The following is a 13657-nucleotide window of genomic DNA, read 5'->3' as shown; positions in this document are numbered from 1 at the left end:
GGCAAGTCCCTTGATTTAGCCGCCGGCCCCCCCATATGAGGCTTAACCATAGAGTTTTTCGGAGTTTTTGTCCCATGCGCATGGACCGACTGACAAGCAAGTTCCAGTTGGCACTGGCCGACGCGCAAAGCCTCGCGGTAGGGCGAGACCACCAGTTCATCGAGCCGGTTCACCTTCTGATGGCGCTGCTCGACCAGGAGGGGGGCAGTGTGCGTCACCTGCTGGCCCAGGCTGATGTGAATGTGAACCAGTTGCGTTCGGCGGTCGGCGAGGCGCTCGACCGCCTGCCGTCCGTGCAAGGCGCGGCGGGAGACGTGCATATCTCGAACGATCTCGGCCGCCTGCTGAACCAGACCGACAAGCTTGCCCAGCAGCGCAAAGACCAATACATCAGTTCGGAGTTGTTCATCCTCGCAGCGGTCGAGGACAAAGGCGCCATCGGTGACCTGGTGCGCAAGGCCGGTGGCAGCAAGGGCGCGCTCGAAAAGGCGATCGAGCAGGTGCGCGGCGGTCAGTCGGTCGACGACCCGAACGCCGAGGAACAGCGTCAGGCGTTGCAGAAGTACACCATCGACCTGACCGAACGCGCCGAACAGGGCAAGCTCGACCCGGTAATCGGGCGTGACGACGAGATCCGCCGCTCGATCCAGGTGCTGCAGCGCCGGACCAAGAACAACCCGGTTTTGATCGGCGAGCCCGGTGTCGGCAAGACCGCGATCGTCGAGGGCCTGGCGCAGCGCATCATCAACGGCGAGGTGCCGGAGGGCCTGAAGAGCAAGCGCCTGCTGTCGCTCGACATGGGGGCGCTGATCGCCGGCGCCAAGTTCCGCGGTGAGTTCGAGGAACGCCTCAAAGCCGTGCTCAACGACCTCGCCAAGCAAGAAGGCCAGATCATTCTGTTCATCGACGAGATCCACACGATGGTCGGCGCCGGCAAGGCCGAAGGCGCGATGGACGCCGGCAACATGCTCAAGCCAGCACTGGCGCGCGGTGAACTGCACTGCATCGGCGCGACCACGCTCGATGAATACCGCAAGTACATCGAAAAGGATGCCGCGCTGGAACGGCGTTTCCAGAAGGTGTTGGTGGACGAACCGACGGTCGAGGACACGATCGCGATCCTGCGTGGCCTCAAGGAACGCTACGAGGTCCATCACGGTGTGGAGATCACCGATCCGGCAATCGTCGCTGCGGCGACCCTGTCGCACCGTTACATCACCGACCGGCAACTTCCCGACAAGGCCATCGATCTGATCGACGAGGCCGCATCGCAGATCCGTATGGAGATCGATTCGATGCCGGAGGAGATGGACAAGCTCGACCGTCGGCTGGTGCAGCTGAAGATCGAGCGTGAGGCGTTGAAGAAGGAGTCCGACGAGGCCTCGAAGAAGCGCCTCGCCGCGCTCGAGAGCGATATCGCCGAGCTCGAGCGTGAGTTTGCCGATCTCGAGGAGATCTGGACCTCGGAGAAGGCCGCGGTGCAGGGCACGACGCACATCAAGGAAGCGCTGGAGCAGGCGCGGCTCGAGTTCGAGACCGCACGCCGCGCCGGTGACCTGCAGCGCATGTCCGAACTGCAGTACGGCCGTATCCCCGAACTGGAGCGACAACTCGACATGGCGAGCCAGGCGGAGATGCAGGAGACCCATCTGCTGCGTAACAAGGTCAGCGACGAGGAGATCGCCGGGATCGTCTCGAAATGGACCGGCATCCCGGTCTCCAAGATGCTCGAGGGCGAGAAAGACAAGCTGCTGCGCATGGAGGCGGTGATCGGCAGGCGCGTTATCGGCCAGATCGAGGCGGTCGCCGCGGTCTCGAATGCGATCCGGCGTTCGCGCGCCGGGCTTGCCGACCCGAACCGGCCGAACGGTTCTTTCCTGTTTCTCGGCCCGACCGGGGTCGGTAAGACCGAACTGTGCAAGGCGCTGGCCGAGTTCCTGTTCGACACCGAAGAGGCGATGGTCCGCATCGACATGTCGGAGTTCATGGAAAAACACTCGGTGGCGCGTCTGATCGGGGCGCCGCCCGGTTATGTCGGCTACGAGGAGGGCGGCTATCTGACCGAGGCCGTTCGCCGCCGGCCCTATAGCGTGATCCTGATGGATGAAGTCGAAAAGGCCCACCCGGATGTGTTCAACGTATTGCTGCAGGTCCTCGATGACGGTCGCCTGACCGATGGCCAGGGGCGTACCGTCGACTTCCGCAATACCGTGATCGTGATGACGTCGAACCTGGGTTCGGACATCATCCAGACGCTGGCCGGCGAGGAGAAGTACGAGCAGATGAAGGCGGCGGTGATGGAGGTGGTCGGGCAACATTTCCGTCCCGAGTTCATCAACCGCGTCGACGAGGCTGTGGTCTTCCATCCGCTGGGTCGGGAACAGATCCGCGCGATCACCGAGGTGCAGATCGGTTACCTGCGCAAACGGCTCGCCGACCGCGACATGGGGTTGGAAGTCAGCCGCGGCGCTCTGGACCGCCTCGGCGAGGCGGGTTTCGATCCGGTCTACGGTGCACGACCGCTCAAACGCGCGATCCAGCAACAGCTGGAAAACCCGCTGGCCCAGGAGATCCTGGCCGGTGTGTTCGGCCCGGGCGACGTGATCCACGTGAACGTAAGCAACGATGGTCTGACGTTCTCGCGTGGCAGCAACGTCGATACCGACGACGAGGGTGCGGTGATCGAGGGTGAACTGGTCGACTGAGCGTGGCGGCCGCGGAGATGGCGGCGCGAACGCTGTCACGAACACAGCGGCACGGCGCCGTCCCGGCGTCCCGTCACGCCCGTCCGAATGCCGCGCTCAAGGTATCGCTACCCGGTGTCTGACCTCGGTGAACTGATTTTTCGCGTTGCCGACGAGCAGGGCGAGGTGCACGTGTATCAGGACGCGCGCCTGCGTTATCTGACGTTCGGCAATCAGGTCGAGCAGAGTTGTGTCGATCTCGATCGACCGGCGCGTCTGCAACACGTCTACACCCAGGCCATGTTGTTGGCCTTGTTGCTGGTCGATGGGCCGCGCGACGCGTTGCTGCTCGGCCTGGGTGGCGGCAGCCTGGCGCGCGCGCTGCGCGCCGCCGACCGCGGTATCTGGATCCGCGGGATAGAACAGCGTGCCGCGGTGATCGATGCCGCACGCGCCTATTTCCGGCTGCCGGACGACCGCCGCTTCGATGTGGTGTGCAGCGACGCCGCGGATTTCCTGGCAGTCGACAGCGGATATCACGACCTGATATTCGCCGATCTCTACCTGGCGACCGGCATGTACCCGCAACAGGCGTCCGCGGAGTTTCTGCAGCTGTGCCGCGGGCGCCTCACGGCACGTGGCGTCTTGGTCGTCAATCTTTGGGCCAGCGATTATCCGGCGCACCGCGAGGCCTCGGCGGCGCTGCACGGCGTGTTCGACGGAGAGGTGGTGCAGACGCACGTGCAGGGCGGCAACATCCTTGCGTTCGCCTTCGCGGAGACCGTGCCGGCGATCGAGCGCGTCGGACTGTTCGAGGCGGCGCAGACCCTCGGGCTTCGCCTGGAGATCCCGTTGCAGCGGCACGCACGCAACCTGTGGCGGCAGAACAGCGACCGCCTGCGCGGCGGGCCTTCGAGGCGTCGAGGCTGATCGCCTCGTTGCTCAGGTGCGACCGAACTCCGGCAATTGGTGCAGGTTTTCGAGCACGCCATGCGCGCGCAGTTCATGCAGGCTGATGCTCGCGCTGCTCGGTGGCAACACCCGGCTGATCTGCAGCTTTCTACCGAACTGGTCCTGCATCCGCGTCGCCAGATCGACGATCATCGGCGGCTTGAGAGGGCCGTTTGGCGTATGGGTGACCAGCAGCTTGGGACGCAGCTTGAGCGTGGGGTGGCTCTCGATCACCAGACCGACCATCTGATTGCTCAGCTCGACCGCCGTGCCGGCAGGGTAGATCCCGATCGCCTCGACGAAGCGGATCACGAGTTTCGGGTCCCAATGCGTCCTGCGACCGCGGCTGAGGATGCGGAAAGCGTCCATGTTGGTACGCGCATTCGCGTACACGCGGTCGCTGGTGATCGCGTCGAAGGTGTCCGCGATCGCGACGATCCGGGTGACCGGGGTGATCTGGTCTTCGACCAGTCCGCGCGGATAGCCGCTGCCGTCGAAGCGTTCGTGGTGCGCATGCGCGACATCCACGCTTTTCAGCAGAGCCCCCGAACTCGACAGCAGAATGTCGCGGCCAAAGGTCGTGTGCTGTTTCATCACCTCCATCTCGTCGGCCGAGAGACGGTCCGGTTTGCCCAGGATCTCGTCCGGGACCAGCACCTTGCCCACATCGTGCAGCAGGCCGCACAAGCCGATCTCGATAAGCTCCTTGCGCCCGTGACCCATCTCCCGACCCAGGGCCACACTCAGGATCGACACGCTGAGCGAATGCTGGGAGGTGTATTCGTCCTTCTCACGGATGCGCGTCAGCAGGGCCAGCGCGTCCGCGTTGGCGATCACACTGTCGACGCACTCGGTGACCGCTTCGCGTGCCGCCGGGGTATCCACGGCCTTGCCGAGACGGACGTCGTCCATGATGTCGCGAATGACCTTGCTGGACGCCGCGTGGGCGGTTTGTGCGCGGGTGATCTCGCGTTCGACGACCTGGGATCGCTTGCTGACCGTCGTCGTCCGGGTGTGCGGGCCGGGTTTGCCGCCACTGCCGGTTTTGATCTGGAAGTCGACCGTGCTTTCGACGTCGATCGTGACCTTTGAGCAGTATTCCCGCAGCAGTTCGAGCTCGCGCTCGGTTTCGATCGTGAAACCCTGAAACAGGAATGGCGTCCCCAGCCAGGGGCGGTCAAGCTCGGCGACATACATGCCAAGGCGCAGGTCGCCCACCGGGACGGTCATCTTGCGCGAGGACTTGTAGCGCAGGGTCGGCTGTTTCTGTTCGATCAAGGTGGAGGCCGTGCCGTGGTGTTCCTCAGCGAACATAGCGGCCGGTTCCGGTGAGGCCTGAAAAACCGCCCTCCGGGTCAGGGCGACGTGGCGAAGACCCCGCCGCGGCGTGGATCGCCGGCACCGCTGAAACCGCGACCGTCCCAGCGCACCGTATGGGTGCCGCCGAAGAACAGGTTCTGGTTTTCCCAGACGCGCAGTTTCGGGAAGCTGGCGCGTAGTCCGTCGATCGCCGCTTCGCCGAACCCGGGTTCGATATCGAGCTGTCCGCGCTCGAAATGGATGCGCGGCGCTTCCACGGCCGAATCCGGTGGCATCGTGAAATCGATCAGATTGCTGAGCGTCTGCAGGATCGCGGTGCGCAGGCGGTTGGAGCCGCCCGAACCGATCGCGACCAGGTGCCGGTTATCCTCGGCCAGTGTCGGGGCCATCATCGAACTCACGCGGACGTCGCACGGCCATTGGTTGAATCCCGAAGGGTTCAGGTCCTCTTCACCGAGCATGTTGTTCAGCATCACGCCGGTGTCCGGCAACAGCTGACCGCTGCCTTCGCCATTCGACAACGTCAGCGACGCGGCATTCCCGGACGCGTCGATGGTGCTGATATGGGTGGTACCGCGGCGGTTGACCGGGTGTCGGCCGATGCTCGCGCGGTAGGCCTCCATGATCTGCCGATGTTGAGTGGAACGCTCGATGATGCCGTCATCGCGCGCGACGTTGGTCGCGGCCATGACATCGGCGAGCATCTTCAGGTGGGCGACACTGCCGAACCCGGTGCCGGCCAGGTCCTGACCGTCGAGCGCGGTCAGCGCAAAGTTGATCAATACGCCGCCCGAAGAGGGTGCCGGATTGGTCGCCACCTTGTAGCCGCGGTACCGATGCCGCAATGGGTCGCGCTCGATCACGCGGTAGCCTGCGAGGTCGTCGAGTGACAGGTGGCCGCCGTGCGCCGCACTGTGCCTGGCGAGCCGCTGAGCCAGTTCACCGTGATAAAAGGGTGCCGCACCTTCGGCGGCGATCCATTCCAGGGTGTCGGCCAGTGCGGGTTGGTGGAAGCGTGCGCCTTCGCCGCGCAGTGCCTCGCCGGCATACAGTGCCGCGGCGGCCGGCGTGGCGCGATATATCGGCGCGACCACGCTGAAGATATAGGCCTGCAACGCATTCAAGGTTACGCCCTGCGCCGCGTAGCTGACTGCCGGCGCCAGGATTTCACGCAGCGGCAGGCTGCCGAGCTGGCGGTGGACCTCGACCAGGCCGAGCACGGTGCCCGGCGTCGCGATCGATCCGGCACCGATGTGGAACTCCTGTTGCGCGGTTCCGAAGTCCGCCACCACCGGGTAGAACTCGCATTCGGAAGCGGGTCGTCGCACGCGCGGGGTCTGCACAAAAAAGTCGTAAAGACGTGTGCGGCCACTGGATCGCCTGGCGAGCAGGAAGCCGCCGCCGCCGAGTGACGTGAGCACCGGTTCGACCACACAGGCCGCGGCGAGCGCGGCAAGCGCCGCATCGAACGCGTTGCCGCCGGCCGCGAACATCTCGATCGCTGCCTCGACGGTCTGCGGATGTCCGGCGGCGATGGCCCCCTTCATGATGCATGGTCCTCTGGCATTCACGACATTATGCCGTCTGCACCGGCGACCTCGGAACCTGCGACCCGGCAAACAAAAAGCGCGCCCGCAGGCGCGCTTTGGGATGCGAGTGAAATCCGATTACTTCTTGTCGGACTTGCTCGTGGTCGACTTGCTGGTCGAGGTCGAGGTGCTCGGATAGGCGTAGCTGCCTCCGGAGTACGGCGCATAGCCGTAGCCACCGTAGTACGGATAGCCGCCACCCCAGCCGCCGTAGCCGGGATAGCCGCCCCAGCCACCGTAACCCGGGTAGCCGCCCCAGCCGCCGTAACCCGGATAACCGCCGCCCCAGCCCCACGGGCTGCCGCCCCAGCTGTTGCCCCAGCCATTGCCCCAGCCGTTGCCCCAGCCGTTGTTCCAGCCGCCCCAGTTCCACGGGCCGCCGCCCCAGTTGCCCCAGAACGCGCTGGCGCTGGCAGTGGCCAGTACGGCAGTGGCGCCGACCAGACCTGCAAGCAGCGTTTTACGGATTCGATTCATCTAGTAATTCCTCCTGTTAAAGGATTGTCTTCGACGTGGTCATGACCAAGGGTTTCCCGGTAAGACGGGAATGTTTTCAGATCGCACTGACCGTTGATTGGTGCCGTTCAGGCCGGGCCGGTTCGAAGTCGCGGCGCCACTGGCGCTCACCGCACACTTCACTCAGTGCCAGCGCGTTCGGTAGCAGCAGTATAGCTTTGTGCCGCGCCTGTCTTGAACCCGAGATTGCTTGGTCGCTGACGATACTGTTTTAGCAGACGTTGGCACTGCCTGAGGCTGAAATCGATGCCGTAGTGCTTGGCGAGGTGTGTCTGCAACAACTTGCCCTGCCATTTGCGCCCGTCGAGGTCGAACGTGCTCGGTGGTTGCCCGAGATCGGCCTGCAGACGTTTCCATTCGTCACCGGAAAGCTTCGGGGGGCGACCGGGGCTGGTCTCGTCCATCAGGCCGTTGAGACCGTTGTCGATAAAGCGCTTCCGCCAGCGTTCCAGGGTACGCGTGTGCTCACCGAGCCAGTCGGCGACCTGATTCGGGCGGTGTCCTTCTGCGATCAGCAAAACACATAGCGCGCGATAGCAGAACCGCCTTTCGCGCGATGCGCTTACCTGTTGCCGCACCGCGTTGCGCAGTTTGGCGATCTCGGATGTATCCATGGCGACTTTCCCGGCAACGAATCGTGCGCGCCGAATGTTGTGTCGTGCCCAGTATCAACGAAACGGTCGACACTTCTGAAACCAAAGTCGTCAACAATTGACGCCGATCAGAAAAACCGACGTTTCGTGGGGAATTTGTGGATCGCCCGACGAGACCTGCGTCTCAACGTTGCGTCTGTTCGCTCTGCCGGATCTTTTCCTCTTCGGCATATTTCAGGCGTTGCGCCTTCTTCTTCTCGACCAGTTCGATGTACTCCTTCGGTGTCATCGATGCGCCGGTCTCGGGTCGCTTGGTTGGCAGGTAGTAGCCGGCGATTGCGGCCACCAGGATCGCCAGCAGCAGGATGTAGATATTGGTGCGATCGCGCCGTTTGTCCATACCGCAGATGGTAGCAGTGCGACCCGCCCGGGGTCACGGAGCCGCCACCTCAGTCGTCGGCAAGTGCGTGCTCCGGCATGAACAGGGGGCCCCGGGCCGTGTCGATACGCTCTATCGGATGGCGAAACACCCGACTGAGCAGGGCACAGTCGGACATCTGTTCGCGCGGTCCCGCGTACCAGCCACCGGCGCCATCGAGGAGCAGCCAGTGGCGGCACGCGCGGTATGCGATGTTGAGGTCGTGCACGACCATCAGCATGCCCCGCTCGGGGGTCACGCTGCGACCGGCCAAGACGTTGAGACAAAGGGTCTGCTGTGTCAGATCGAGATGGTTGAGCGGTTCGTCGAGCAGCGTCAACGGACATTGCTGCGCCAGGAGCCGGGCAATCTCCACGCGGCGGAGTTCGCCGCCCGACAAGGTCTCCAGCGAGCGCCCGGCAACCCCGGTCAGCGCGAGTTCCTGCATCGCGCGGCGCGCGATTTCCAGGTCTCCCGGTCCTTCCCACGCGAAGGCGGAAAGGTGGGGATGGCGCCCGCTCAACACCGCGTCCAACGCCGTACCACCGAAGCCGGTGCTGCTGTGCTGTAACAGCAGCGCGACCCTGCGCGCCCGCTCGCGCGGCTTCAGCCGCCCGATCGGGTCGCCATCGAGGAGTACGCTGCCACGACTGGATGCGTGCAGCCCGGCCAATCCGTGCAGCAGCGTGGTCTTGCCGGCGCCATTGGGACCGAGCAGGGCCCAGGATTCGCCGCGGTGCACCTGCAAATGCAGGCCTTGGCATACCGCGTGGCCGGCGATGCGGATTTCGAGGTCGCGGGTTTCGAGCAAGGCCTTCATGCCGGCCTGTGCCGCTGCAGGAGCAGCAGGAAGACCGGGACACCGAGCAGCGCGGTCAATACACCGACCGGCAATTGCAGGGGACTGAACAGACTGCGTGCGGCCGTGTCGGCGAGCACCAGCAGGCCGCCACCGGTCAGTACCGCACTGGGCAGCAGCACGCGGTGGTCGGTGGCGCCGAGACGCCTCAGCAGGTGGGGGGTGACCAGGCCCACGAAGCCGATCGCCCCCGCCGTGGTCACAGCGGCGGCCGTGCACAGGGCGCCGAGGAAATACAGTTCGAGGCGCAGGCGGCGTGTGTCGATGCCGAGCGCCGCAGCCTGCAGCATGCCCTGGGCGGCGACGTTCAGGTCACGTGCGCGCGCCAGGGCGAGGGCAAGCCCGACAGCCAGCACCGCCAGTGGCAACGTGGGTGCAATCGCCTCACCAAGGTCTCCCATCAACCAGAACAGCATTCCTGGCAGGCGCGCCGCCGGGCTCAGGCTGAGCACAAAACTGATCAGCGCGGACCAGCCGGCGGCGATCACGATCCCGGTCAACAGCAGTCGGTCGCTGCGCCAGTCATCGCCACGATGGGCCAGGCCGAATACCAGCAGGGTACTGAACAGTCCGCCGCCAAGGGCGGCCGGCGCATGCCAGGTGGCGGGGACAGCGAACAGCATCGCCAGCAGCACTGCACTGGCAGCGCCTCCCGACAGGCCGAGCACATAGGGGTCGCCGAGCGGGTTGCGCAACAGCACCTGGATCAATGCCCCGGCCAGCGCCAGCAGCCCGCCAACCGCGAATGCGCAGAGCGTGCGCGGCAGCCGCAGATCGTCGATGATCTGGTCAGGGATGCTGCCGTCGTCGAGCAGCAGGTGGTGCAGCACCTCGGCCGGCGCGATCCACACGCTGCCGACCAATAGGCCGATGAGCAGGCTGGCGGCCGCGAAAGCCAGTGCGATCAGTGGCAGACGGTATCGCTGCAGAACGGAATGTCGCACCGCTCAGAGGTGCCGGTGACCGGTCTCGGGGACGTCGCCGCGCAGGCTGATGACCGGCCATCCGTGTTCGCGCGCGTGGCGTTCCAGGGTCTCGTCGGGATCCACGGCGACCGGATGGCCGACCCGCTCGAGCAGCGGCAGGTCGTTGTGCGAGTCGCTGTAGAACCAGGCCTCTTCGAGCCTGGCGGCATGAGCGGTCAGCCAGGTCTGCAGGCGTGCGACCTTGCCCTCGCGGAAGCTCGGAATACCGCTTACCCGACCGGTGTAGCGTCCGTTGTGCTGTTCCGGGTCGGTGGCGATCAGGTGCGGGATCCCCAGGCGGCGTGCGATCGGCGCGGTGACGAACGCGTTGGTCGCGGTGATGATCATCAGAGTGTCGCCGGCCTTGCGGTGCCGATCGACCAGCTGTTCGGCGGCCGGCGTGATCAACGGCTCGATCTTTTCACGCATGAAGCGGGCGTGCCAGGCGTCGAGCTCCGTGCGTGGATGTTCGCTGAGTGGCTGCAGCGAGAACGCCAGAAACTCCATGATGTCCAGGCGGCCTTCGCGGTATTCCCGGTAGAATCTCTCGTTCTCGCTCTCGTAGCTCTCCGCATCGACCACGCCGAGTTCGCCGAGGAATCGACCCCACAGGTAGTCGGAGTCTCCAGCGAGCAGCGTATTGTCGAGGTCAAAGATTGCGAGCGCCATGCGCTGTCGCCTCGTCGGCCGGTTCCACGGACCGGCGACTATACAGTAATTCCTTTATAAGCAATAGCTTATGCTTTGGCCCTGCTTGCGGCTGCTGTGCCTACTGTGGAACAATCGAGCGCAATTGATACGAAATTTAACGGTTTTTTCCGTGATAGATGCCGACGGTTTCCGGCCGAATGTGGGGATCATCCTGTGCAATGAGCAGAATCGTCTTTTTTGGGGTCGCCGGATAGGACAGGACGCCTGGCAGTTCCCGCAGGGCGGCATTCAATCTGACGAGACGCCCGAACAGGCGATGTATCGCGAATTGCACGAAGAGGTGGGTTTGCGGCCCGAGCATGTCGATCTGCTCGGCTCGACCAGCCATTGGTTGCGCTATCGTCTGCCGAAGCGTTTCATCCGTCGCCACTCGCATCCGGTGTGCATCGGGCAGAAACAGCGCTGGTTCCTGTTGCGCGTGCATTGCCGCGAGAGCGAGTTCTGTCTCGATTCGTCCGACAAGCCCGAGTTCGACAGCTGGCGTTGGGTGAAGTACTGGCAACCGGTGCGCGAGGTGATCTATTTCAAGCGGCGTGTCTACCAGCGCGCGCTCGAAGAACTGGCCCCGCTGTTGTTTCCCGAAGGCGCGCCGGCACGTCCGCAGGCCAACTTTCTGCGCCAGCAGCGTCGCTAGTGGGCGAGGCGGATATTTGCGTAAGGCTCAGCCCACGGGGCGTGGTCGGCCCCTCGATGCGGTCCGGGCATTGATGCCGGGTCAGGCGCCCGACCGCGGTCGCGTGCGGTGTCAGGACGATGCGGACCTCCACGACCATGCTTGAGACCCTGCATCGCATCGTCAAAGAGGTCAATGCCGCCGCCGACCTCGAAAAGACCCTCAGCCTGATCGTCACGCTGGTCAAACAGGCGATCCACTGCGACGTCTGTTCGGTCTACCTCACCGATCCCGATACCCGTGCGCATGTACTGGCCGCGACCGACGGTCTCCGCCAGGAAGCCGTGGGCAAGGTATCGCTGCCCCTGGGTCGCGGTCTGGTCGGGCTGGTCGCCGAGCGCGCCGAACCACTCAACCTGAGCGATGCCCCTGCGCACCCGCGCTATCTGCGTATCACCGAGACCGGCGAGACTCTCTACAACGGGTTTCTGGGCGTGCCGATCATCCAGAATCGCAAGGTGCTCGGGGTGCTCGTCGTGCGTCAGGAGGCGCAACGCGAGTTCACCGACGACGAAGTGACCTTCGTATTCACCCTCGCTGCGCAACTCGCCGGGGCGATCACCTATGCCCAAGCCAGTGGCGGACTGGATACGCTGACCACCCCGTCGCGCGCATCGCGCTATCTCGAGGGTCGGCCAGGCAGCACCGGTGTCTCGATCGGTCGCGGGGCCGTCGCTTACCGCCTCGCGGATCTCGATGCGATTCCCGACCGCGAGGCCGACGACGTCGCGGTGGAGTGCGCCTCTTTCCGCGCCGCGGTGTCTGCGGTGGAGGACGACCTGCGCCGGCTCAAGGCACGTCTCGCCGACGAGATCCCGGCCGAAGACAACGCGTTGTTCGATGCCTTGTTGCTGATGCTCGGCAGCGACACCCTGGTCACGCAGACGATCGAGCTGATCGAAGCTGGACAATGGGCCCCCGGCGCGCTGCGGGAGAGCATCGCCGCGCATGCCCAGGTGTTCGAGAACATGGACGATGTTTACCTGCGCGAGCGGGCATCCGACATTCGCGATCTCGGACGGCGAATACTGATGCACCTGCAGAGTGACAGTCCCCGGCCGGTCGAGTATCCCAGCGAGACGATCCTGGTCGGCGAAGAGGTCAGTGCGGTGCAGCTCGCCGAGGTGCCGGCGGATCGTCTGGTGGGCGTGGTCTCCGCGGCAGGTTCGAGTTCCTCGCATGTCGCGATCCTGGCGCGGGCCATGGGCGTCCCCGCGGTGATGGGCGTGACCAACCTGCCGGTCGGGCGGATGGAAAACCGCGAGCTCATCGTCGACGGTTATCGCGGGCGGGTCTATATCGCGCCGTCACTGGCGGTACGCAACGAGTACGAACGCCTGGCGCAGGAGGAGCGTGAGCTGACCGCCGAGGCGGAGAGCCTGCGCGGCCTGCCGGCCGAGTCGACCGATGGCGTCGCGTTTCCGCTGTTTCTGAACACCGGTCTGGTCAATGAGACCAACAACGCCAACACCGACGATTTCGCCGGCATCGGCCTGTATCGGACCGAACTGCCGTTCATGGTGCGCGACCGGTTTCCGGCCGAGTCGGTGCAGGTGATGAACTACCGGCGGGTACTCGAGACCTTTGCACCGCGTCCCGTGATATTGCGAACCCTCGACATCGGCGGCGACAAACCGCTGCCGTACTTTCCGATCGAAGAGCAGAATCCGTTTCTCGGCTGGCGCGGTGTGCGTGTCTCACTGTCGCATCCGGAGATCTTCATCACGCAGGTGCGCGCGATGCTGCGGGCCGCGGTCGATCTGGACAATCTGCAGATCATGCTGCCGATGATCAGCGGCGTATCCGAGGTCGATGAGCTCAAGATGCTGATCAAGCGTGCACACGATGAGCTGCTCGAAGAAGGCTACGCGGTCGCGATGCCGCGCATCGGTGTCATGGTCGAGGTGCCTTCGGCGGTCTATATGATCGAGGAGTTGGCCCGGCGCGTGGACTTCGTGTCGGTCGGAACCAACGACCTGACCCAGTACATTCTCGCCGTCGATCGCAACAACCCGCGTGTCGGCGATCTGTATGACGATCTGCACCCGGCGGTGTTGCGCGCGCTCGAACAGGTCGTGCGCGGCGTACGCGTGTTCAACCGTCCGGTGGGTATCTGTGGTGAACTGGCAGGCAACCCGCTCGCGACAGTCCTGTTGATGGGTCTGGGGGTCGACAGCCTGAGCATGAGCGCCGGTAGTCTGATGAAAGTGAAGTGGGTGGTGCGCAGCTTCAGTGTGTCGCGCGCGCGCCAGATGCTGCATGCCGCGTTGCGCATGGAAGATGCACAACAGGTGCGACGCTTCATGGAGGGCGCACTGGATGATATGGGACTTGGCGGCCTGTTCAGACCTGGCCGTTGACTAGCAGGCCATGATCGT

General features: G+C 64.5%; 12 protein-coding genes. 4 read left to right on the top strand and 8 right to left on the bottom strand.

Annotation, left to right across the window (positions count from 1 at the left end; translation table 11 throughout):
* Positions 1 to 74: 74 nt before the first annotated feature.
* Both clpB and H6955_05830 read left to right on the top strand, forming a co-directional pair.
* Positions 75 to 2705 (top strand): ATP-dependent chaperone ClpB, encoded by a 2631-nt coding sequence (gene clpB, locus H6955_05835; GenBank protein MCP5313055.1) that lies wholly within the window; start codon positions 75 to 77, stop codon positions 2703 to 2705.
* Positions 2706 to 2819: 114 nt separating this feature from the next.
* Positions 2820 to 3614 (top strand): hypothetical protein, encoded by a 795-nt coding sequence (locus H6955_05830; protein ID MCP5313054.1) that lies wholly within the window; start codon positions 2820 to 2822, stop codon positions 3612 to 3614.
* A gap of 12 nt (positions 3615 to 3626) precedes the next feature.
* On the opposite strand, the gene H6955_05825 is transcribed toward H6955_05830, so the two are convergent.
* The 8 genes from H6955_05825 to H6955_05790 all read right to left on the bottom strand — a co-directional run bounded on the left by H6955_05825 (position 3627) and on the right by H6955_05790 (position 10564).
* On the bottom strand, positions 3627 to 4949 hold the full coding sequence (locus tag H6955_05825) for an HD-GYP domain-containing protein (GenBank protein ID MCP5313053.1): 1323 nt from the start codon (positions 4947 to 4949) through the stop codon (positions 3627 to 3629).
* Between the two features lie 41 nt (positions 4950 to 4990).
* On the bottom strand, positions 4991 to 6502 hold the full coding sequence (locus H6955_05820) for a gamma-glutamyltransferase (protein MCP5313052.1): 1512 nt from the start codon (positions 6500 to 6502) through the stop codon (positions 4991 to 4993).
* A 120-nt stretch (positions 6503 to 6622) separates the two neighbouring features.
* On the bottom strand, positions 6623 to 7021 hold the full coding sequence (locus H6955_05815) for a hypothetical protein (GenBank protein MCP5313051.1): 399 nt from the start codon (positions 7019 to 7021) through the stop codon (positions 6623 to 6625).
* Positions 7022 to 7179: 158 nt separating this feature from the next.
* Complete coding sequence (locus H6955_05810; protein ID MCP5313050.1) at positions 7180 to 7674, bottom strand: helix-turn-helix domain-containing protein; 495 nt, start codon at positions 7672 to 7674, stop codon at positions 7180 to 7182.
* Between the two features lie 163 nt (positions 7675 to 7837).
* Complete coding sequence (locus tag H6955_05805; protein ID MCP5313049.1) at positions 7838 to 8053, bottom strand: hypothetical protein; 216 nt, start codon at positions 8051 to 8053, stop codon at positions 7838 to 7840.
* 49 nt (positions 8054 to 8102) lie between these two features.
* A complete protein-coding gene (locus H6955_05800; protein ID MCP5313048.1) occupies positions 8103 to 8891 on the bottom strand; it encodes an ABC transporter ATP-binding protein in 789 nt (262 codons plus the stop codon).
* Entirely contained in the window at positions 8888 to 9874 is a 987-nt protein-coding gene (locus tag H6955_05795; GenBank protein ID MCP5313047.1) for an iron ABC transporter permease, read from the bottom strand. Before H6955_05795 ends, H6955_05800 begins: the two co-directional genes overlap by 4 nt.
* 3 nt (positions 9875 to 9877) lie before the next feature.
* Positions 9878 to 10564 (bottom strand): HAD family hydrolase, encoded by a 687-nt coding sequence (locus H6955_05790; GenBank protein ID MCP5313046.1) that lies wholly within the window; start codon positions 10562 to 10564, stop codon positions 9878 to 9880.
* Between the two features lie 70 nt (positions 10565 to 10634).
* Between H6955_05790 and H6955_05785 the strand changes: the two genes are divergently transcribed.
* Together H6955_05785 and ptsP are read left to right on the top strand one after the other, a co-directional pair.
* Complete coding sequence (locus H6955_05785) at positions 10635 to 11240, top strand: RNA pyrophosphohydrolase (protein MCP5313045.1); 606 nt, start codon at positions 10635 to 10637, stop codon at positions 11238 to 11240.
* Between the two features lie 137 nt (positions 11241 to 11377).
* Positions 11378 to 13639: a phosphoenolpyruvate--protein phosphotransferase gene (ptsP, locus tag H6955_05780; GenBank protein MCP5313044.1), complete on the top strand. Its 2262-nt coding sequence runs from the start codon at positions 11378 to 11380 to the stop codon at positions 13637 to 13639.
* The last annotated feature ends 18 nt before the right edge of the window (positions 13640 to 13657 follow it).

This window comes from Chromatiaceae bacterium (assembly GCA_024235395.1).
In the GTDB taxonomy this organism is placed as follows: Bacteria; Pseudomonadota; Gammaproteobacteria; order Chromatiales; family Chromatiaceae; genus Thiosocius.
The sequence above is the reverse complement of the archived record's forward strand: the minus strand, read 5'-3'. Positions and strand labels throughout refer to the sequence as shown.